The organism is Pedobacter hartonius (genome assembly GCF_900107535.1).
Classification (GTDB): Bacteria; Bacteroidota; Bacteroidia; order Sphingobacteriales; family Sphingobacteriaceae; genus Pedobacter; species Pedobacter hartonius.
In genome coordinates this window covers 78,150-98,688 of record NZ_FNRA01000004.1, presented here as the reverse complement: position 1 = coordinate 98,688, position 20,539 = coordinate 78,150, and the positions used below count along the sequence as shown (strand labels likewise).

21 protein-coding genes and 1 pseudogene are annotated in these 20,539 nt (G+C 41.7%); 10 read left to right on the top strand and 12 right to left on the bottom strand.

The features are described from left to right. Positions 1-38: 38 nt before the first annotated feature. The 6 genes from BLW16_RS08965 to BLW16_RS08945 form a co-directional block, all read right to left on the bottom strand. The gene (locus BLW16_RS08965) at positions 39-944 is read right to left on the bottom strand and encodes a helix-turn-helix domain-containing protein (protein WP_090556251.1); all 906 of its coding nucleotides are present in this window, start codon (positions 942-944) and stop codon (positions 39-41) included. Positions 945-975: 31 nt separating this feature from the next. Further along, a complete protein-coding gene (locus tag BLW16_RS08960) occupies positions 976-1,254 on the bottom strand; it encodes a LytTR family DNA-binding domain-containing protein (protein WP_175470526.1) in 279 nt (92 codons plus the stop codon). Then, positions 1,215-1,496, bottom strand: coding sequence for a hypothetical protein (locus tag BLW16_RS23225; protein ID WP_175470525.1), 282 nt, complete (start codon positions 1,494-1,496; stop codon positions 1,215-1,217). Before BLW16_RS23225 ends, BLW16_RS08960 begins: the two co-directional genes overlap by 40 nt. A 440-nt stretch (positions 1,497-1,936) precedes the next feature. Next, positions 1,937-2,563: a DUF6266 family protein gene (locus tag BLW16_RS08955; RefSeq protein WP_090556249.1), complete on the bottom strand. Its 627-nt coding sequence runs from the start codon at positions 2,561-2,563 to the stop codon at positions 1,937-1,939. Next, positions 2,563-3,210: a DUF6266 family protein gene (locus BLW16_RS08950; protein ID WP_090556248.1), complete on the bottom strand. Its 648-nt coding sequence runs from the start codon at positions 3,208-3,210 to the stop codon at positions 2,563-2,565. The genes BLW16_RS08955 and BLW16_RS08950 overlap by 1 nt, the downstream gene beginning before the upstream one ends. 735 nt (positions 3,211-3,945) lie before the next feature. Continuing rightward, complete coding sequence (locus BLW16_RS08945) at positions 3,946-4,944, bottom strand: CE1 family esterase (protein ID WP_090556247.1); 999 nt, start codon at positions 4,942-4,944, stop codon at positions 3,946-3,948. Between the two features lie 91 nt (positions 4,945-5,035). On the opposite strand from BLW16_RS08945, the gene BLW16_RS08940 reads away from it, so the two are divergent. The 4 genes and pseudogenes from BLW16_RS08940 (at position 5,036) to BLW16_RS08925 (ending at position 7,458) form a co-directional block, all read left to right on the top strand. Further along, positions 5,036-5,404, top strand: a complete 369-nt coding sequence (locus tag BLW16_RS08940; protein WP_090556246.1) for a winged helix-turn-helix transcriptional regulator — start codon at positions 5,036-5,038, stop codon at positions 5,402-5,404. Between the two features lie 75 nt (positions 5,405-5,479). Continuing rightward, positions 5,480-5,557 (top strand): annotated as a pseudogene (locus BLW16_RS24010) (winged helix-turn-helix transcriptional regulator); the annotation flags it as partial. A gap of 84 nt (positions 5,558-5,641) precedes the next feature. Further along, positions 5,642-6,220: a TetR/AcrR family transcriptional regulator gene (locus BLW16_RS08930; protein WP_090556245.1), complete on the top strand. Its 579-nt coding sequence runs from the start codon at positions 5,642-5,644 to the stop codon at positions 6,218-6,220. Between the two features lie 281 nt (positions 6,221-6,501). Next, positions 6,502-7,458: an alpha/beta fold hydrolase gene (locus BLW16_RS08925; RefSeq protein ID WP_090556244.1), complete on the top strand. Its 957-nt coding sequence runs from the start codon at positions 6,502-6,504 to the stop codon at positions 7,456-7,458. A 127-nt stretch (positions 7,459-7,585) separates the two neighbouring features. On the opposite strand, the gene BLW16_RS08920 is transcribed toward BLW16_RS08925, so the two are convergent. Continuing rightward, on the bottom strand, positions 7,586-8,299 hold the full coding sequence (locus tag BLW16_RS08920) for a transporter (RefSeq protein WP_245735186.1): 714 nt from the start codon (positions 8,297-8,299) through the stop codon (positions 7,586-7,588). A 324-nt stretch (positions 8,300-8,623) separates the two neighbouring features. Here BLW16_RS08920 and BLW16_RS08915 point away from each other — a divergent pair, with 324 nt between their 5' ends. Next, positions 8,624-8,896: a hypothetical protein gene (locus BLW16_RS08915; protein WP_090556243.1), complete on the top strand. Its 273-nt coding sequence runs from the start codon at positions 8,624-8,626 to the stop codon at positions 8,894-8,896. Between the two features lie 825 nt (positions 8,897-9,721). Here the strand turns inward: BLW16_RS08915 and BLW16_RS08910 are convergent. Beyond that, a complete protein-coding gene (locus BLW16_RS08910; RefSeq protein ID WP_090556242.1) occupies positions 9,722-10,351 on the bottom strand; it encodes an RNA polymerase sigma factor in 630 nt (209 codons plus the stop codon). A gap of 298 nt (positions 10,352-10,649) precedes the next feature. Between BLW16_RS08910 and BLW16_RS08905 the strand changes: the two genes are divergently transcribed. From BLW16_RS08905 to BLW16_RS08890, 4 genes are all read left to right on the top strand, one after another. Next, positions 10,650-11,828 (top strand): acetyl-CoA C-acyltransferase, encoded by a 1,179-nt coding sequence (locus tag BLW16_RS08905; RefSeq protein ID WP_090556241.1) that lies wholly within the window; start codon positions 10,650-10,652, stop codon positions 11,826-11,828. Continuing rightward, positions 11,828-12,751, top strand: a complete 924-nt coding sequence (locus BLW16_RS08900; RefSeq protein ID WP_245735185.1) for a hypothetical protein — start codon at positions 11,828-11,830, stop codon at positions 12,749-12,751. The genes BLW16_RS08905 and BLW16_RS08900 overlap by 1 nt, the downstream gene beginning before the upstream one ends. A gap of 111 nt (positions 12,752-12,862) precedes the next feature. Beyond that, a complete protein-coding gene (locus BLW16_RS08895; protein ID WP_217631544.1) occupies positions 12,863-14,395 on the top strand; it encodes a peptide MFS transporter in 1,533 nt (510 codons plus the stop codon). 164 nt (positions 14,396-14,559) lie between these two features. Beyond that, positions 14,560-15,285 carry a polyprenol monophosphomannose synthase gene (locus BLW16_RS08890; RefSeq protein ID WP_090556239.1) on the top strand — a complete coding sequence of 242 codons (726 nt, stop codon included), beginning with the start codon at positions 14,560-14,562 and terminating at the stop codon, positions 15,283-15,285. Between the two features lie 10 nt (positions 15,286-15,295). On the opposite strand, the gene BLW16_RS08885 is transcribed toward BLW16_RS08890, so the two are convergent. The 4 genes from BLW16_RS08885 to proS form a co-directional block, all read right to left on the bottom strand. Further along, positions 15,296-15,802: a YdeI/OmpD-associated family protein gene (locus BLW16_RS08885; RefSeq protein ID WP_090556238.1), complete on the bottom strand. Its 507-nt coding sequence runs from the start codon at positions 15,800-15,802 to the stop codon at positions 15,296-15,298. Between the two features lie 299 nt (positions 15,803-16,101). Then, positions 16,102-16,881, bottom strand: a complete 780-nt coding sequence (locus BLW16_RS08880) for a TIGR02757 family protein (RefSeq protein WP_090556237.1) — start codon at positions 16,879-16,881, stop codon at positions 16,102-16,104. Between the two features lie 5 nt (positions 16,882-16,886). After that, positions 16,887-18,077 (bottom strand): cystathionine gamma-synthase, encoded by a 1,191-nt coding sequence (locus tag BLW16_RS08875; protein WP_262497158.1) that lies wholly within the window; start codon positions 18,075-18,077, stop codon positions 16,887-16,889. Beyond that, on the bottom strand, positions 18,059-19,531 hold the full coding sequence (gene proS / locus BLW16_RS08870; protein WP_090556235.1) for a proline--tRNA ligase: 1,473 nt from the start codon (positions 19,529-19,531) through the stop codon (positions 18,059-18,061). Before proS ends, BLW16_RS08875 begins: the two co-directional genes overlap by 19 nt. Before the next feature lie 108 nt (positions 19,532-19,639). On the opposite strand from proS, the gene BLW16_RS08865 reads away from it, so the two are divergent. Continuing rightward, complete coding sequence (locus tag BLW16_RS08865; RefSeq protein WP_090556234.1) at positions 19,640-20,533, top strand: hypothetical protein; 894 nt, start codon at positions 19,640-19,642, stop codon at positions 20,531-20,533. The last annotated feature ends 6 nt before the right edge of the window (positions 20,534-20,539 follow it).

Genomic DNA, 20,539 nt, shown 5'->3' with positions numbered 1-20,539 from the left:
TTGTAAACTCTGTAAGAATCACTTACGGAGTTTACCAATCAGCAGGTTAAATCCCGGAATGCCGAAGGAGAAAGGCCCGTCCGTTTTTTAAAAAAAACGCTGAAATGTGAAAGGTCTTCAAACCCTAATGTATTAGCAATCTGAGAGATGTTATCATTTGTTGATTTTAAGAAATGCTGTGCTTCACCAATGATCTTGTCACTGATCAAATTAGAAGTGGTTTTACCGGTGGTTTCCTTTAAAGCACGGTTAAGGTGATTTACATGGACACACAATCTGTCTGCATAGTCTTTGGGTGTTTTTAACAAGGCATTGTTTTTTATCCCCTCCATATCAAACTGGCGGTAAAGCAGCTCAGAAAAAACTAAAGCTAGACGTTCATTGCCATTTCCGCTATTCAAACTTTGCTCGGCCGGTTCAAGCTTCAGTGCAATATGGATCAGCTCACTTAAATAATTCCGGGACAAATCCAGCTTAAACTGATAATCTGATTGTTTTTCCTCAAGCATGTTTTCAAATACAGCGCTCACCCGGGCATCTTGTGCTTCGTTTAACCCATAGATCGGTTTGCCACCGGGGGCAAACATTAACAGATTATTGATGTTGCCTTTGAAACCTTCATTATAAAAAGATTCTTTAAAAATACAAAAATAACCCGTCTCGTCTGAAAGTGGTTCCCAGGTATAAGGGATATGCGGACTAAAGAACATCAGCGCAGATCCATGGCTTTCAAAAGTCTTATCCTCATAATGACACCGGTTATGGCCTCTTACCACAGCAATTTTAAAAAAGTCCCTCCTGCAATACTTTGCCGGCCTGGAACTGCTGAACCCATTCTCTTCAAGTCTGAAAATATCATAGTGACTAAATACGGCATCCAATTGCGGGGGGCTTTCAATTAACCTGGTGTGATAGAAATCACGTAAACTTTCATGTGTTTCCATATGAACATCTATTGCTTTTAAAGAGATAACACTACCGGTTAAGCCATTGTTTGAATTGGTTAGCACGATTTTTACTGACAATAATGCCCGAAGGAACTTCTGGGTCTACATAGACCTTTAATTTTCCGTTAAAATAGTTATGAACAGATCTGACGGCCAGAAACGAGGTAATGTACTGCCGGTTTAAACGGAAGAATGCATCCGGGTCAAGCCTCCTGTCCAGTTCATCCAGCGTATAGTCCAGCATATATCTTTTGTTGCCGGAGGTGTTCAGAAATGATAGTTTATCCTCGAAACTGAAATGGGCCACCTCTGTGATGGATATGGGAATGAACTTGTCACCCTGTTTGACCAGAAACGGTTTCTGTACTGCGGTTTCATTTCCCGGCCATGGCCGGAAACCAGCGATTCAATGATTGCCCTGAAGTTATCAGGTGCGGGATGCATGGAATGAAATTTACGCATGGCTCCGTCCAGCAGCTGCGGTTCAACCGGTTTAAGCAGGTAATCAATATTCAAACCCTTGTTATTCGCCTTTAAAATTGTTGCCATAAATACATCTGTTGTAGATTTTTCCTATTTAATGCAAAATTGTGAAACAATCTCCTATTTAAAGTAAACATCGGAAATAAATGGCTTAACAGGCGGATTCGACGATAAGACAGCTCAGATTCCATATGAAACGTCTAAACATGTGGTTAAACACGCTAAGCAACCACTAATCTATTCGGCTGAAGGTCGGCTGTTCCTTTTAGGGGGGATATGTGGGGAGTATTCTTTTCCCTCTATTTTTGCATAGCATAGGTATTGCTTTGGTGTTTACTCCAGGAAGCATCGTAGTTCTTGATGGTATTGATGTTCTATAGAAATGTCTGGATCAACTTGAGAGTGTTGGCAATTCTGCTAATCTACAATATCTACAAAAAATGGTCTAATGACAAGATATATTCAGAAGTCAATTTTGGTTTTGAAAAACAGTATCTTACTCATCGTTATACCCGTCCTAGATAGTCGCTGTTTGAAACGTTTTTCCCATCCGGTGAAACAAAGAACATCCATAAATGGAATTTATTGCCAATAAATACTTCAGGGATTGTTACAGTGATTGAAAGATCTGACCTGATTGCTGTGGCAGAAAACCGGGCCTCTTTTTTTGTCTCATTATAAATCACAATTTTAGCCAGATCATTGGCAATCACTTTTATGTTCGCTGTTTCCGGAACTTCCCAGTTGATATTGATTTGGTCTTTCTGCTCAAGCATTGCCCTCACAGACCATGCGGGCTCCCTGTTACCTTTACTGAAAACGATTTTTTTATAGTTAATATCATAATCCGGAGCCTCACCTGTTATCGCCCGTTCCAGATTATAGCTCATAGCGCGGTTAAATGGAGTGTCTTTTTTGTTTCTATGATAAAATCCAATCTTGATCAATGCACTGAAATGGCCTAGAAACTCAGACATCACCTTAAGTTTAAAGTTCTGGGGCAGAAGATCTTCTTTCTCTATTCTTTTTTTTGACCGGCCCTTAAGTACGTCTTGTCCCCGCCAATTGGTGCCCGTAGCAGGCCCGGCAGTGCCGCTGAAACCACCCAGAATTCCTTTTCTGATAGTTGCCATTACGAAGGATCTCCTTTCCAGGTCAACTGACCTGCATAAACGCTATTTGAAACATCTGTTCTGTCGTCAGCAATAAAGGACATATAGGTTTCAATGATTGTATCTTCATTAAAGGATGGCAATTTGAGCTGATCAACCCCTTCGGTTCTTCTTGCTCCACTGCTGAGAAAAACCGCTTTTAAAGTTTCAGGGAAATATGCAACCAGCATTACCTGGTCCCGTGTCTCTGCGCCATTAGCATCTGTGTCCGGATCCCAGCTAAATTCAACTGAATTACCAGTAAGTTTTACTTTAGGATTTTTAGGTGGGGCAATGGCGCCCTTCGATAAGATTACTTTTTCATAGTCGATCTTTAAATCAGGGTATTTTCCTTTAATGGCTCCCGGTTTATTCATAGAGGTAGCCACGCTATAAAAATCCCAGCCCCAGGGTTTTGGTGTGTTTTTAAATCCTATTCTTATAAAATCTATGAGTGGGTTAAGAAATGGAGAAATTAATTCTGTTCTTTTCAGAACTTCCTCCTGCTTTTCAGTAAAGTTCTCCACCTTTCCGATTGTTCGTCCAACGGTCTTCCCGTTTAGCTTGTAAAATACCATGTTTCCCATTTTACCATGGAAATCACCGAAAGCGCCATCTAGTTTTGCCATAAGGTTAAATATTTGGTTAATAATGTTTGATACTAATTTAAAAAGTAAGTTTATAAAAAACAATAGTTGTATATGTTTAATTTTTTATGATTCAGCAAGTTGCCTGTGTTATATTATTTCTTTTGAAATCATTCGTTTTAATAATTGAATATTTTCTGAACTGACCCATTGTATACACTAATCTGCTAATTACAGGGTACAAAATGATACTGAACACATATAGAACTCATACAAAACCCGCATTTTCCGTGTAGTCTTGCTGGGGTTGGTCTGGGGTTGATGTGGGTATAAGCACGTAACCTCAGCGGAACCGCAGATCAACCCCAGACCAACCTCAGCTGAGATGCGGGTTCTGTATAAGTTTTATACAAGTTTTGCACGAGTTCAAACACCTCATTATCAAATTATTACGAGGCAGTGCTGCTTCGTATATTAAATTTATCTAATAATATAATTTTGTGGATTTGAAGAAGTGTGGTTAAGACTGCTGTCCCGATCATGATATCCGCATTTACGGCGATAGTTCTAAAGATGTCACTTAAATCTATTTTAAGTGTTACGAAACAGACAATCCGGATACGAAGTCAATTGCCCTTTATAGAGAAAAAATGAGACTTCTATTTATAATTTTAAACGTTGCTAAAATACAAAGTTAAGTTTTTGAATGAAGTAAATCTTTCAAAAACTTAATTCTGTTACACCATCGTAAGAAGATCTATGCCAGTTTTTATCGTTCTAGTGAACTTCTACTTTTTCAAGTTTAAAAAATTTGACAGCTTCCCTGGGCGCATCTAAATCTTCCGTTACCACTCCCATAAAACGCGGGAATTTTGCAGCTTGTTGCGGCACTACATGTCCACCGCCATTAACTGTGTATAATTCAATAACAGGCTCACCCTGATGCATCCATACCTGTTTATCCACCGAGCTCGCTGTGCCTCCATTTTTGTGGAGCAACCGTATTGTATCTTTAACTTTAACAGCCCCGCGGACCCTTGCAAAAATTCCCGCGGTTGTTTGTGCAGAAAGCGCTTCTCCAAAATCCTGTCCAAAAAAGAATATTTTACCACCGGCATAGGGAAGGATGGGATCTTTAGTGCCGTTAACCATCAATATTCGGGTCGCTAAGCTATCAATGCTGCCGTTAAAGTTATCTGGAGTAGGAAGAGAAGCGCTTATTGCCGTGATAGCATTTAACAGATGTGGTTTTTCAATAGCAATCCTATATGCCATTTCGCCACCGTTGGAATAACCAAATGCATACACTTTGAGTGGGTTTACCCCATAGTCTGATTCATATTTCTTAATCAATGCATTTATAAATCCAACGTCATCAATATTTTGCTTTTTTGCCGGGTACGGGGCAATCTTCCTGCAATCATTCCAGTTGCTTTTGTAGCCGTCCGGGTATAAAACTATAAATTCGTGCGCATCTGCCATTTGATCAAACTCATAACCTGTCCACTGACGGATCTTAGCACCATCAATGCCGGATCCATGCAAAACAATGATCAAACCTGGCTTACTACTCTCGACAATAGAGCTGGGAACATAGCTTAGATATGTTCTTTGATAATTACCCCATTTAATTGTTGCTTTTTTGATATCGGCACTTAATTTTGGTTGCTTCAAATCAGGCACATAAAATAAATAAAGGAATGTAAATAACCCCAGGAGTATTAAGCATCCGATAATCGATACAGTTATGATCATAGTTTTTTTAAAATTTTTCATATTGATGCCAAAGATATGTACATTGGCTATTCAATTAATAGTAGTATATTAAAGCATAGTAGTATCCTTTGGTATAGTTGTAATGATATAAATGGAACAAAAAGATAATATTTCAGAAATTGAATGCACTGAAAAGATCCAGGCTATGGAGGATGCATTATATGTGATTGGCGGAAAGTGGAAATTAAGGGTCATTATCGCTCTTTCCAATGGTTCAAAAAGATTTAATGAAATACAACGTAAGGTCGTCGGGATAACGCCCAGGGTTTTATCAGGTGAATTGAAAGATCTGGAGATTAATGGATTTTTAAAGAGGAGTGTAAATGTTGAAGCAACTCCCATAATTGTCGAATATAAGCTTACTCAATACAGTCACAGCTTAAAAGAAGTGGTGGAATCATTGATGAAGTGGGGCAAAATGCATCGTATCAAATTAAAACAAGAAAGCAACGATCGTTAACACTTGTCCAATATTTTGCAAGGGTATTTAAGCAGGAGTACAATTTAACGCCGCAGCAATGGAGATGGAGAATTACGAAAAGCCTTGCCTGCGATCACAGAAAAAATGCTGATCCAAACATTAAAAAAGCTGGAAGCAAAAATAAATATATAACCAATCCACCCAATTCAGGTATCAAATTTCACTTTGCAGTTAATTTTATTTGGAACAATCGGTTTATTATAATATCTTTGTTCCATGCCACGCATTAAGGAATTTGATTACGAGCAGAAATTGGAAATAGCCAGAAATCTTTTTTGGGAAAAAGGATATCATGCCACTTCTATGAATGATCTGGTAGACACCCTAAAATTAAATCGCAGCAGTATTTACGATACATATGGTAACAAACACAGTTTTTTTATCAAGTGTCTTAACAGTTACATCCACAAGAGGGAAGAGGAATATAAAGCAATGAGTAAAAAAGGGAACTCTCCTCTTGAATCTGTCAGGTTAGTTATAAAAAATGTGGTTAAAGATATGGTGCTGGAAGCAAAGACCTGCATGTCTGTAAAAACAACCTTTGAACTGGGAAAAACCGATGAAGAGACCCAGGCATTACTAAACCGGCAGGCTAAAACTTCTGTGAAATTATTTTCATCTCTTTTACAGCAGGCCAAAGAAAAGGGTGAACTGGCAGAAAATAAAGATCCGGAAATGATTGCCCATTTTATTGTGGCTTCTTTCAGCTCATTATGGAACGCAGATATCCTGTTTAAAGATAAAAAGCTAACCCAAAAACTTACTGATCATTTAATCAGCACTATCAATACTTAATATTTTTTTACCCTATTAAAGAACGAACGGTTTAAATTAAATATCTAATTATCAATAGAATAACAAACAGAAAAGAGAATGAAAAAATTAACAGATAATAGTGTTCATACCGGCGCAAGTTGAGGTATTGGCACCACAGCGCGGATAGCAGGCATTTTTTTTGCCTGATAACAGAACGATCGGTTTAATATGGTATATGAATTCAGACAATACTATTGTCATCAATCGGGAAAAAAACATCGAATAAAATTAATCAAAAATAAATTTAACAATAATTCAATATGAGAAAATTAATCAAGAACAGCATTCTTATTTTTGCATTCTTCCTAACATCAATTCCAGTTTTTGCACAAGAGGAGTTTCCCATTCCTGCGGGCTTCAAAAGTGAATTTCAAATCGTTGATGGCGTAAAAATCCATTATGTCATAGGAGGCAATGGTCCCCTTGTCTATTTAGTTCATGGTTTTGGCCAGTCCTGGTATGAATGGCATCAGCTCATGCCGGAGCTTTCAAAAAAATATACGGTGGTAGCGCCTGATCTTCCAGGCTTGGGCCAGTCTCAGATTACGACTTCCTACAGGGCCACAGACATATCCGCTTTACTTTATCATCACGCTAAAAGCCATAGTATGGGTAAAAAGTTTGATCTTGTTGCCCATGATATAGGCATATGGGTTACCTACCCAATGCTGGTACAAAACCAAAAGGATATACGCAGTGTGATTTACATGGAAGCACCAATTCCGGATGAAAGCATTTATAATTACCCTGCTTTCACCCCTCAGGGCGAATCTCTGGTATGGCATTTCAGTTTTTTTGCTGCTAAAGGTCGATTGGCAGAAACACTGATTGCCGGACACGAAGCATATTTCTTTGCACATTTTATTAAAGTACATGCTGGTAAACCAGAGGTTTTCACGAACGAACTCCTGGATATGTATGCAAAGTCTTATTCCAAACCACAAAGTTTAAACGCAGCTTTTGAATATTATCAGGTATTAACCAAGGATGTGAAGGACAATAAAGAGATCTCAAAAACAAAAATTACAATTCCTGCCATGGCTATCGGAGGAGGAGGAAATGGTGGATTTGGAGAAAATCAGGCCAATCAGATGCGGAAATATGCAACCAACGTAGTTGGAAAGGTGATTCCTGGCAGTGGACATTGGATACCGGAAGAGTCCCCTCAAGAATTGAACAGTGCGGTCATTGAATTCCTTAATCAGCAGGAGAAATAGTATTATACTGAAGGTTCCGGTATTACTTTGGGCAATACCGGAACTTCTTCTAAAAGTACTAAAGCGGAAGTCTTGTTTTTTAATATGAAATTATAACAACATCCGCCCTTAATTAGTATTATGCCATTTAAAATCTGAATGCAGTTCCAATAAAATAGTTCTTTTCTGCGTCATGCTGCAGGCCGTAGTTTAAACCTGCATCAATTTTAAAATTTTTAGATATCTCTATCTGTGCAGCCGCATCCAGAAAATTAGCCCAGTGATGGCCTTTAAAATCGTAGCGATAATAGGTTTCTGCAATCCCGTCAAGGTTTTTGCTCAACTTATGACTAATGGTTAATGACTGGAGTAACTCGGTATGCATCCCATCGGCTTCATTATCTTTAAGCCGGTCAGCCTCAACCTGGCTTCCCAGTTTCCATTCTCCGGGCAACTTAAGCTGCATTGGAACAATGAGCCCACCTTCATATTTACTGTCACTGGTATATTTTGCCGTTGGAAATTTTACATACGGCAAAAGCGCAAGCACAAAATTCCCCCCGTCATTGCCAATGAGATTTTGTTTGATTCTAACGTTAACGTCTCCTATACCGTGACCGGTGGTGTTTTCACCTGTCTGTAAGTCTTTCTCTTTCTGCCATACAAAACTTTGAAAGCCAAATTGTATGGAAGTTATACGACTAAGGCCTACCTTCAGATTGGCCTGATTAAGCAATACGGTGTGTTGATCGGTCAGCTCCCCCTTTTCCCTTTCAAGCCTGCCCAGATCTGCTTCGTACTGAATATGCCCTGCGTCAATAGTGAAAGGAGATTCTGTAACATCCGGTCTGTCTGTTTCCATATCTCTCATTTTGTCCTTTGGTACTGGATTAAAAAGATTGTAAGACTTTTGGGCATTTGAAACAATTGGATGGATGGTGATGACGATGATTATTATAAAGTAAAATTTAAATTTCATGTGCTGAGATGTAATTAGCAATTTGTTAAAGATTGAACTACGGTAACAGTAAAATCTCACTTTTGATTTGATTAAATAAACAAATGATAAATCATTCATGCCAACAAAATTCTCGCGTTACCGGGGGTAACTGCCATTGGCCTGGGATATATAGCCGGTGAGCAAAACGAGGAAAATATTTTAATCATTGTTTACCTGGATGATCTCTTGGAACCGCACCAGGTACCTGCAACGATTGAGGGCACTGATGTAGAAATCAGGGAGGTTCACTTTTCATCGCCTTTCGCAACACTCAGGGAGCAGGAACATCCCAGCCAGCTGCCCGCAGAGTCAAAACCAAAAACAGAATTAGGCAACCTCAGGGATGTAGAATTTGAGCCGATGATAGTGGCAGTGCCATTTAAATTAAAAGATGATTGCCAAATAAAAAAAACACCCGTATCAATTAACAATACGGGTGTTTATATATACTTACAATAGTTTTCTGCGAATGGATATCCGGCAGATTTATGGTGTGCCTGCCCTTCGTGGATTACCCGCTCACAGGACTTTTTTTTCCAATTAAATTTCTTATTACCAATTTAAGAAAATGATCTTTGATCCCCTATTTTATTTATTAACAATTTACTGTTATTAACTTTTCTACAGATATCAATCTCAGGGAAAGGATCTTACGAAGAATTAGCCTGTAACCCCCGATCGTTACCCCCGCCTCTAATAATCATTTCTCCAAAAATTCTATATCCTTGCCTCCAATTTTTCAAACGCTTAATTATTAATTAACATCTGGTTTATATTACTTCCATAAACTTACAGGATAAAACAAATGATAATCATTCACAAACAACAATAACTATGACAGAAAATTCAGCGATTCACCTGAATGCATTAAAAAAGTGTCTTGCATTTTTCCTCATTTTAAGCATTGTCTTTTCAGGCTGCAAAAAAAGTGCAGCCGCCCATGCGCATAACGGGGACACCGAAACCTTAAATATAATTTAACACAGAGACAGCTACTGAAAATGTCAGCCGATTATTATACAGGCGTAAGACACAATCAGGCGGCAGACCTTAAAGAACTGATGGCAAGAGAAGAATGGATAACAAAACCCTGAAGACATGGCGAAGGCCTGAAATCTAAAGTAAATTGCCGGTGTCGCATCCACGCACACCGGCAATTCTTATTAACTATTATTTACCTAAACATGTCAGCCGGGCGAGCGCCCGTTCAACAAGATCTTTTTCAAATCATCTGTAGTAATAACGTAAGAACTTCCGTTTTACTCTGCTCCCTGTGATTTTTTTTTAAATAATTTTTTTCAGTATTTCATGGACATGGGCAAGCCAGAATGGAACAAATAATATGAGAGCCACTTTAATGGCATCTGTTAGCTGACTGCGTATAGCTTTTGTAGCCTTAACAATATGGTCGCTGATCGTGGAAGCGGAGATGCCCAGCAATGCGCTCACCTGCTCATAAGACTTACTCTCCAGCTTGCAAAGTGTAAAAATCTTCTTTCTCTTCGGCGGAAGCATCTCTATGGCATTCATCAGCAGCGCCTCTTCATCAACAGGCGTAATGTTTTCCATAAGCGGATCATTTCCGGTTTTTATAAAGTGTTCCAGGTTGTTTATCATTTGTTTATTCCTTTTGGCTTTACGGTAAAAATCTATCATTATATTGCGGCTGACCCTGCATAGATAAGCGGGAAAAGACTTATCGGGATCCAGTTGTACACGCTTCTCCCAAACTCTCAGAAAGGTATCCTGAGTAACCTCCCTGGCTGTATCGTCATCTCTCATCAGCCGTCTCAGGTTGCTGTAAATGTCCCTGTGATGGAGCATGTAAAGCTCGTTAAAAGCAAATGTACTGCCCAATTTAGTAGCTCTGAGCAATTCTGTTTCGGTATGGCCTGTTCTTTTAATTTCTCCCATTTTAGTCAGATGGTTCACAGATACAGCGATCTGTTTAACTAATTATATGTCAATAATAAATAGTTTTTTATAAATCGACAATAGTGTAGAAGTGCCCGGCTATACCTCTATTAGTGAAAAAACGTTTTTTCACTGTCAATTTCGCAGATTATTTTTTTAAAATAATTTTAATTTTTTAGTCTTCGCTTTGATAAATGCAGTGATCTCACAGCCGGGATTTGAAGCTGAACAAAAAAATTACCAATTGAGCGAATTAAAAATTACTAGCTTTGCCCTCAACCAAATTTAATAGAGATAAATGAGAGAAGTAGTTATTGTATCAGCACTCAGAACACCAATCGGAAGTTTCGGCGGTGTACTATCGGGTTTTACAGCTACCCAACTGGGAGGCTTTGCCATTAAAGCTGCAGTAGCACAGGCAGGCGTCCAGCCCGGCGACATACAGGAAGTATTTATGGGCAATGTATTATCTGCCAGTTTAGGCCAGGCACCGGCTACGCAGGCAGCAAAATATGCGGGCCTGCCCGATATGCCTGCCACCACTATTAACAAAGTATGTGCTTCGGGCACCAAGGCAATCATGCTTGCTGCACAGAGCATCGCTTTGGGACAGAATGACATTGTAGTTGCGGGAGGAATGGAAAGCATGAGCAATGTTCCCTATTACCTGGACAAAGCCAGAACGGGATACAGATTAGGCCACGGCCAAATGACGGACGGACTGGTAAAAGACGGGCTCTGGGATGTATACAATGATTACCACATGGGCGCTGCCGCTGAGTTGTGTGCTTCAACCTGCGGGATCAGCCGCGAGGATCAGGATAACTATGCGGCGGGCTCCTACAGAAGGGCCCAGTTGGCACAGGAAACGGGTAAGTTTACAGATGAAATTATACCCTTGGAGGTGACAGACCGCAAGGGGAACACCACAGTGGTGAATAAGGATGAAGATCCTTATACCGTTAATTTTGATAAGATACCAGGGTTAAAACCTGTATTTAAAAAAGATGGCACCGTGACTGCCGCCAATGCCTCGGCTTTGAATGACGGTGCGGCTGCACTGGTACTGATGAGTGCTGAAAAAGCCGCAGAACTGGGATTGAAACCCATGGCACGCATACTCAGTTATGCTGATGCACAGCAGGCGCCGGAATGGTTTACCACTGCTCCCTCAAAAGCTATTCCCCTGGCGCTGCAAAGAGCAGGCAAGAATATAGATGACGTAGATTTCTTCGAGATTAATGAGGCATTTTCTGTAGTTTCACTGGCAAATAATAAAGAACTGGGCTTAACGGAGGATGTGGTAAACGTAAATGGCGGCGCTGTGGCTATGGGGCACCCCCTGGGTGCATCAGGAGCGCGTATTATAGTTACCCTGCTCTCTGTATTAAACCAGAACAATGGAAAAATAGGCGTTGCCGGCATATGTAATGGTGGCGGCGGCGCAAGCGCAATGGTGATTGAAAACTTAAATTAATGAAGAAGGTACTCCTTTTGTGTTTGACAACCTTTATGTGCAGCTGTGTGATTACGCCTGTTTTTGCACAGCTTAAACCCGACCAGAAAAGTGCCGTTGTCCTGAATTCATATCAGGATTCCCTGTTAAAGTGTACGCAGACTATGTTTACGGCCAGGGGCAATACCCAGCGGTTCGGGCAAAATGCAAAATTCATCAAAATGCTGGTGAATGCATTAAAGACAACATCCTCTTTCAGTTATGACTTCGATTCCCTGAAGACTATCTCTGTAGTGAGCTCACCGGATCGTTCATTCAGGATTTTCTCCTGGTATGTGCCTACTGAAGAAGGTACCTACCGTTTCTTTGGCACCATACAAATGGCAACGGGCGACGGAAAGCTGAAGCTATACCCGCTGATTGATGATACGGAACATTTTAAGGATGATAACGTAGTTACCACAAATAAGCAGTGGTATGGGGCCAGGTATTATGAAGTTATACCATTGATGGCCGCCGGACAAAAAACCTGTTACGCTTTACTGGGCTGGAAGGGTAACAACAATAAAACTTCCAAAAAAGTGATTGATATCCTTTCATTTGGAGAAAACACCGTACAATTTGGCAAACCGATCTTTGAAGGCGCAAAAAATGCACCAGTCAAAAACAGGATTGTGTTTGAGTATAACAAATTAAATACAATGACGCTCAGACTGGATAAAAAAGAACAGCTCATTGCCTTTGACCACCTTGCACCAATGGACTCCACTATGGTTGGAAATTTTGAATATTATGCCTCTGATTCAAGCTTTGATGCCTATCGCCTGCTGGGCAACAAACTAAAACTCGTTGAAAACATCGAGCTGAATAACGATCCGAACGCCCGGGACGATCTCTATATCGACCCTAAACGTAAAGACATACCGGTCACAAAAAAATTCTAATTTGGCCGGATTTAGCGAATAATAAATAAAATCAATTATTTTACGGCACTGCCTGTTTATATTATGAACTCAACTGAAACTTATTAAATAAAAAACCAACATACAAAAAATATGGATCAATCTGAAATCCTTAAGCCGGAGATGATACACGACACTCCAAAAGGCCATCCCAAAGGATTATATGTACTGTTCGCTACAGAGATGTGGGAACGCTTCAATTATTACGGTATGCGTGCAATCCTGGTGCTTTTTATGACAAAAGCACTGCTGTTCGATAAAGCGTTCGCCTCAAACCTTTATGGAAGTTATACCGGCCTGGCTTACCTTACCCCTCTTATCGGCGGTTTTGTGGCAGACAGGTACTGGGGAAACCGGCGCTCTATCGTTACCGGTGGCCTACTGATGGCTTTAGGAGAACTCCTGATGTTCGCCTGCGCCTCTCTTTACCAAAGCAATGCCGATGTTTCGGCCTTCCTTTTCTTTTCCGGATTAGGCTTTATGATCGCCGGTAACGGATTCTTTAAACCAAACATCTCTTCTATGGTGGGGCAGCTGTACCCTGCCGGCGATAAAAGACTGGATGCAGCTTACACGATATTCTATATGGGTATTAACACCGGTGGAGCTTTAGGACCGTTCATCTGCGGATACGTTGGAGATACGGGTAATCCCGTCGATTTCAAATGGGCTTTCCTTGCAGCTGCCATTGCGATGTTACTTGGCGTTTTAGTTTTCATCCTATTAAGAGATAAATACGTGAGAGACCCTGAAGGCGTTCTACTGGGTATGAAACCTGAGCGGACAGGGAATGAACTCTCGCCTGTTCTTGTTTACCTTGCGTTGCTGGTATTCTCCGGCATATGCGTGGGCCTGATCTATATTGATGCCAGGGTATACAGCTACCTCAGTTACCTGCTGCTTGCAGCGGTTCTGGGGATCGCGTATATGATCTTTAGTGATAAAAACCTGACCGTAGTAGAGAAAAAGAAAATGTCTGTCATCTTCATTGTTGCCTTTTTTGTGGTATTCTTCTGGAGTGCTTTTGAACAGGCCGGTGCTTCACTTACTTTTTTCGCTGAGGAAAATACCAAAAGGGACCTTGGCTTTTTTACCGTTCCTGCCAGCTGGTTCTCGTCATTAAACTCAGTCTTTGTAGTTACATTCGCGCCGGTGCTTGCCTGGTTATGGATCAAACTTGGGAGAAGAGAGCCTTCTGCACCTACTAAAATGGCTTTGGGCCTGATGCTGCTGGCCATTGGTTATTATGTGATCGCAATCGGTGTGGACAATGTAGGTAATGGGATCAAGGTGAGCATGATGTGGCTGATCGGGATGTATGCTTTCCACACCTGGGGAGAGCTGTGCCTGTCACCTATCGGATTATCACTCGTGAATAAACTTGCTCCTTTAAAATTTGCCTCACTGCTGATGGCAGTATGGTTTCTGGCCAATGCCGGTGCCAATGTACTGAGCGGAAAGTTAAGTTCATTGTATCCTGACGGCACGAAAACCACCGTCTTTTTTGGTTACGAAATGCATAATCTGCATGAATTTTTTATGCTTTTCGTGTTTATGGCAGGTGCAGCTTCGATCATTCTGTTCTTCTTAACCAAATGGTTACAGCGGATGATGAATGCTGCTTAAGCTGACTCACACTGAAATAAAGAACCCGTAATAAATTATTGCGGGTTCTTTTGTATAGAACTAAAATTCTTTAACGATTAAAAATCTGTTAAAATCCTTTAGAACTTATTACCTTTCATTTATATTCAATACTTTCGCGGAAGTTTTTACCAGAATTAATTAAAGTGTCAGACAGCCTAGTCATTATCCCCACCTATAACGAAAAGGAGAATATTGAAAAGATCATCCGCAAGGTGTTCAACCTCAATTTCACCTTTGAAATTTTAATTATTGATGATGGATCTCCAGATGGTACTGCTGATATCGTTAGAAAACTGCAGCTGGAATATTCGGGTTTACACCTGGAAGAAAGAACCGGTAAACTGGGATTGGGAACAGCATACATCCATGGTTTTAAATGGGCATTGAAAAATGCCTATCAGTATATCTTTGAGATGGATGCCGACTTCTCCCACAATCCTGAAGATCTCTATAAACTGTACCAGGCCTGTGTAAACGGCGCCGACGTAGCCATAGGATCACGTTATGTAAAGGGCGTGAATGTGGTCAACTGGCCGATGAGCAGGGTGCTGATGTCTTATTTCGCGTCAATGTATGTGCGTGTGATCACCAGGATAAACATACAGGATGCAACTGCTGGTTTCAAATGTTACAGAAGAATAGTTCTTGAGACTATCCCGATGGACAAAATCAGGTTTGTAGGTTATGCTTTCCAGATAGAGATGAAATTCACGGCCATACAATATGGCTTTAGGGTGGTTGAAGTTCCTATCATTTTTACCGATCGTACCGAAGGAACCTCAAAGATGAGCACCAAGATTTTCAGGGAAGCTTTTTTAGGCGTTATACAAATGAAAATCACGAGCTGGTTCAGAAAATACGAAAGATAACAGGTGCTGATCATTTCCCTTTAGCATTCCTTATCATTTCGCCAAATTCCATCTGTTTATCCATGGCAGTCACGATCTGGCTAAGGCGCTTGATGCGTGTAGGTTCTGTTTTGGCAGTATTGAGCCAGTTGATATAATAGTTCTGGTGTGACTTCGGCAGCTTCATAAAGCTCTCCATGTTATGCCTTTCTTCCAGCAAACACAGTTCCAGATCGGCAGGCATCTCTATTTTAAAATCTTTGTCTTCTTCGAGTTCAATACGCAGCAGGGCGCCTTCTTCCTTTTTCAACTGTTTGCGCAGACTGGCTTTTAAGGCAATGATAAAATTTCCCTCTCCTATCGGGGTTAAGGCGAGTCCTCTGATCTCAACTGCATCCAGTCTTCCTTTTACCCTGTAGCTTTTTTTGCAGCCAGGCTTGATCTGTTGGGCAATATCCGCAGAAACGAAAACGAAAGTCCATCCGGTTTTTTCGCCCATTTTTTCATAACGCTCTATCTCTGCTTCAAATACGATCATGCAGAACTAAGTTAAAGAATTTGTGGGGGATTTTCCAAGAGGAAAATAAAAGGTATAAAAATATTCCGGCTGCATTAATTTGCTGCGCAAAAGAACGCTGAGGCCGGAATATTTTTATACCTTTTATTTTAACACCAGAATATCCTGGCGGGGTGTCCAGGTTGGGTGCAAAAGCAGGATGCGATATCTTTAGACAATCCCCGGATCTTCCCTTACTTTTAAAAATAGGGTTATTGTATTTTGGCCTTGCGTTCTTTTGCGCAGCAAATTAATGCAGACAAAATACAACAACCCCATTTTTAAAACTTCTCCTCAACCCCCAAGCCGAATAGTGCAAAATCATATTTTACAGGATCCCGGGGATCGAATTTACGAAGCTCTTCCGTCAGTTCAACCGCTGTTCTCCAGTCGGTTTGTTTACGAGTGATCAGGTTGAGCCTCCTGGCCACACGGTCTACGTGCACATCACAGGGGCAGATCAGATCTGAAGGATGAATGGTATTCCAGACACCAAAATCAACCCCCATATTGTCCTTGCGGACCATCCAGCGAAGGAACATATTCAGCCGCTTGCAGGTAGATTTCTGCATTGGCGATGAGATATGCTTTACGGTTCTGCGCGGAGAATCCGGCAGGCTAAAAAAGTAAGTCCTGAAATGATTGAGCGCATGTTCTGCCCTAAAGTTTTCACGACTGGCAAAATCATCCGGAAGAAAAGCCGTTTCGAGGCTGTCCGACAGGCTGTAATGGTGTTTGAAAAACGAAATGAAATAGAGCAGGTCAGTATCATTGAAGGTTCTGTGCTTGAAATTCAGCAAACGCTTCAGGTCGTCATCACCATGCTGCAGCATAAAGTTGTACGGATCATTATCCATGCGCTGAAAAAGCTCTGTACATTTATTGATAATAGTTTTACGCTGCCCCCAAGCCAAAATTGCCGCAAAAAATGCGGCAATTTCGATATCCTGTTTTTTAGAAAACCTGTGGGGAATGCAAACCGGATCGTTGGCAATAAAGGCAGGCCTGTTATACTGGGCAACTTTGAGATCCAGAAAATCTTTTAATTCTAAAAATTCCAATTTGTTTATTTAAGTGCTTGTTCTAAATCAGCCAGCAGGTCGTCAATATCTTCCACGCCTACACTCAGGCGCAAAAGGTTATCGGTTACCCCTACCTTTTCGCGTTCTTCCTTAGGGATGGAACCATGGGTCATGCTGGTTGGATGGTTGATCAGCGATTCTACACCACCGAGCGACTCCGCCAGCGTAAATACCTTGAAAGAAGAGGCTATTCTGAAAGTCTCTGCCAGATCGGCACCTTTTAAAGTGATGGAAACCATACCGCCAAAACCACGCATCTGTTTTTTTGCAATATCGTGGTTCGGATGATCTTCAAAACCAGGCCAGTAGATCTTATCAATCTTCGGATGATTTTTAAGATAACGCGCTACCTTCTCACCATTTTCACAATGAGCTTTCATCCTGAGATGCAGTGTTTTAATACCTCTAAGCACCAGGAATGCATCCTGAGGGCCGGGAGTAGCACCAACAGCATTGTAAATGAACCAGAGGTCCTTATAGAGGCTGTCGCTGTTTGTCAGCAATGCACCCATCACTACATCAGAGTGGCCGCCAATGTATTTGGTAACAGAATGCATTACGATGTCAGCTCCCAGATCAATAGGATTCTGCAGATAAGGTGAGGCAAAGGTGTTGTCTACAGTCAGGATCAGGCCTTTTTCCTTAGTGATCTTCGCCATACCTTCGATATCAACAATCTGCATGGTGGGATTGGTAGGTGTTTCTATCCAAACCAGCTTAGTTTTTTCATTGATGTAAGGAAGGATATTCTCAGGTTTAGACATATCCAGAAAATGAAACTTAATGCCATACTTTGCATATACCTTCGTAAATATGCGGTAAGAACCTCCATAAAGATCATTACCGGTGATCACCTCATCACCCGGCTGCAGCAAATGCATTACGGCATCTGTAGCTCCCATTCCGGAAGAGAAAGCAAGGCCATATTTTGCATTTTCCAGTGCTGCGAGGCATTTTTCCAATGCCTGGCGCGTAGGATTCGTGCCTCTTGAATATTCAAAGCCCTGGTTATCACCCGGAGCTTTCTGCCAGTAGGTGGACGTTTGATAGATCGGGGTCATTACTGCTCCTGTTGAAGGATCAGGTTCCTGACCTGCATGTATAGCTTTAGTTGCAAATTTCATGTTGCTCTTTTTTAAGTTGTTGTTGCTGGTGCCTAGTAAGCACGGGCAAATAAAACGCGCTGAACAGATGGTTTTCCGGAATAGATACACACACCCTCTTCGAGTTTGTTATCCAAAGGAATACACCTGATCGTGGCTTTGGTTTCTTCTTTTATTTTCTGTTCGGTTTCAGGCGTACCATCCCAGTGCGCTGTAATAAAACCGGCCTTGGTATCCAGCAGCTCCTTAAATTCATCATAAGAGTTTGCAGGAGTAATATGTTCAGCTCTGTAATCGGCCGCTTTTTTATAGATGTTTGCCTGAATATCTTCCAGCAAATTCCCGATATAGTAATCCAGGCCTTCCTGGTTTACCGTAAATTTTTCTCTGGTATCCCTTCTGGCCAGTTCAACGGTTCCGTTTTCCATATCCCTGCTACCGATGGCCAGTCGTACCGGCACACCTTTCAGTTCATATTCTGCAAATTTGAATCCCGGACGCTGTGTATCCCTGTCATCATATTTCACGGAAACACCCATTTTCTTCAATTTAGGCATTAATCCGCTCACAAATATAGATATCGCTTTCAGCTCTTCATCAGTTTTGTAGATCGGAACGATCACTACCTGTATCGGTGCCAGCATCGGCGGAAGAACCAGTCCCTGATCATCACTATGGGCCATGATCAGCGCACCGATCATACGGGTAGATACCCCCCATGAACTTGCCCATACATGTTCCTGCTTTCCTTCTTTGCTGGTGAACTTCACATCAAATGCCTTGGCGAAGTTCTGTCCCAGAAAATGCGAAGTACCTGCCTGCAGTGCTTTTCCATCCTGCATCAAAGCTTCGATACAATAGGTGTCTAATGCTCCTGCAAAACGTTCATTGGGAGTTTTCTTTCCTTTCACCACAGGCAATGCCATCCAGTTTTCTGCGAAATCCGCATATACGTCCAGCATTTTCTCTGTTTCCGCTACGGCTTCTTCCGAAGTAGCATGGGCAGTATGCCCCTCCTGCCACAGGAATTCTGCTGTACGAAGGAATAAACGCGTGCGCATTTCCCATCTTACCACATTTGCCCACTGATTGATCAGTAGAGGAAGGTCCCGGTAGGATTGTACCCAACCCCTGAAAGTGTTCCATATGATGGTTTCGGAGGTAGGTCTTACGATCAGTTCCTCTTCCAGTTTGGCGTCCGGATCAACGATAATGTTGCCTTCCCCGTCATTTTTCAGACGATAATGTGTCACAACAGCACATTCTGTCGCAAATCCTTCTACGTGCGCCGCTTCCTTTGAAAAAAATGACTTCGGGATGAATAAGGGAAAGTAGGCATTACTGTGCCCGGTATCTTTAAATTTCTGATCCAAAATGGCCTGCATTTTTTCCCAAATAGAATAGCCATAGGGCTTTATAACCATACACCCTTTAACAGCTGAATGTTCCGCCAGGTCGGCTTTTATAACAATATCGTTATACCACTGGGAATAATCCTCGTTCTTACTTGTAATACCTTTGCTCATAACTGTTTGGAATGCTTTTTGTGTTAAATAACTTGCATGATAGGTTACAAATTTATAAATTTATGCCTACGAAAAAAATTGTTTACACACACAATGAACTCACATATTATGAAACCTAACCATTTATTATCCAGTATGCTGGTGATAGCGGCTCTCGCCCTGTCCTCCTGCGGTACTCAGCAGATGGCCCAGCAAGCGCGGAATGACGACGACGTTTACGGCACAAAAGCTCAGGCAGTGGAGTATTCGGCACCTCCGCCAACCCAGTATTCACAAACAGTAGACAATGACTATAATGATCAGGATGATTATTATGGCAGCAATGATGAGTATGCAGATATGAGCTACTCTTCAAGAATAAATAGATTTTATTACGGAAGCGGTAACAGAGGTTACTTTGATCCTTATTATGGCGGATACTCGCCTTACTATTCCGGCTGGAATGTTGGTTTAGGCTTTGGAAGCCCATGGTATGGTGGTTACGGCGGCGGCTTTGGTTTCGGTCTTGGTTATGGCTGGGGCGGCGGTTACGGTGGCTGGGGCGGATACGGCGGATTTTATGATCCTTTCTTCTCTCCCTGGGGATACGGCGGTTATTATGGTGGACTTTACGGCGGATACGGCGGATTTTACGGTGGCTATTATGGTGGACTTTGGGGCGGCGGCGGTTATTACCGTAACAGTACCTACAGACCAAGAGGCGGCCGGGGCGGTGAAAATGCTATCTACGGCAGAGGCAGAAGCGGCTACAATGGTAATGGTTCAAGGGCTTACAATGCAAACGGTGCTGCAGGTTATGGCGGACGGGGTGGCAGAGGCAGCGTAGGATCATACAACAATGGTAGCAGCAGAGCTCCAAGATCACAAAGTTACACTCCGGACAGAAGTTACACTCCTCAATCCAGTGGCAGACCATCCGGCGGTTATAGCGGCGGTGGTGGCGGCTATAGTGGCGGCGGTGGCAGATCAGGTGGCGGCGGTCGCGGAGGCAGAGGTAATTAATAATCT

Excerpts from the sequence above, each read along its gene's own strand:
- BLW16_RS08965 (WP_090556251.1), bottom strand. The coding sequence starts at position 944 with ATGGAAACACATGAAAGTTTACGTGATTTCTATCACACCAGGTTAATT.
- BLW16_RS23225 (WP_175470525.1), bottom strand. The coding sequence starts at position 1,496 with ATGGCAACAATTTTAAAGGCGAATAACAAGGGTTTGAATATTGATTAC.
- BLW16_RS08955 (WP_090556249.1), bottom strand. The coding sequence starts at position 2,563 with ATGGCAACTATCAGAAAAGGAATTCTGGGTGGTTTCAGCGGCACTGCC.
- BLW16_RS08950 (WP_090556248.1), bottom strand. The coding sequence starts at position 3,210 with ATGGCAAAACTAGATGGCGCTTTCGGTGATTTCCATGGTAAAATGGGA.
- BLW16_RS08945 (WP_090556247.1), bottom strand. The coding sequence starts at position 4,944 with ATGAAAAATTTTAAAAAAACTATGATCATAACTGTATCGATTATCGGA.
- BLW16_RS08940 (WP_090556246.1), top strand. The coding sequence starts at position 5,036 with ATGGAACAAAAAGATAATATTTCAGAAATTGAATGCACTGAAAAGATC.
- BLW16_RS08930 (WP_090556245.1), top strand. The coding sequence starts at position 5,642 with ATGCCACGCATTAAGGAATTTGATTACGAGCAGAAATTGGAAATAGCC.
- BLW16_RS08925 (WP_090556244.1), top strand. The coding sequence starts at position 6,502 with ATGAGAAAATTAATCAAGAACAGCATTCTTATTTTTGCATTCTTCCTA.
- BLW16_RS08920 (WP_245735186.1), bottom strand. The coding sequence starts at position 8,299 with ATGGAAACAGACAGACCGGATGTTACAGAATCTCCTTTCACTATTGAC.
- BLW16_RS08910 (WP_090556242.1), bottom strand. The coding sequence starts at position 10,351 with ATGGGAGAAATTAAAAGAACAGGCCATACCGAAACAGAATTGCTCAGA.
- BLW16_RS08905 (WP_090556241.1), top strand. The coding sequence starts at position 10,650 with ATGAGAGAAGTAGTTATTGTATCAGCACTCAGAACACCAATCGGAAGT.
- BLW16_RS08900 (WP_245735185.1), top strand. The coding sequence starts at position 11,828 with ATGAAGAAGGTACTCCTTTTGTGTTTGACAACCTTTATGTGCAGCTGT.
- BLW16_RS08895 (WP_217631544.1), top strand. The coding sequence starts at position 12,863 with ATGGATCAATCTGAAATCCTTAAGCCGGAGATGATACACGACACTCCA.
- BLW16_RS08885 (WP_090556238.1), bottom strand. The coding sequence starts at position 15,802 with ATGATCGTATTTGAAGCAGAGATAGAGCGTTATGAAAAAATGGGCGAA.
- proS (WP_090556235.1), bottom strand. The coding sequence starts at position 19,531 with ATGAGCAAAGGTATTACAAGTAAGAACGAGGATTATTCCCAGTGGTAT.
- BLW16_RS08865 (WP_090556234.1), top strand. The coding sequence starts at position 19,640 with ATGAAACCTAACCATTTATTATCCAGTATGCTGGTGATAGCGGCTCTC.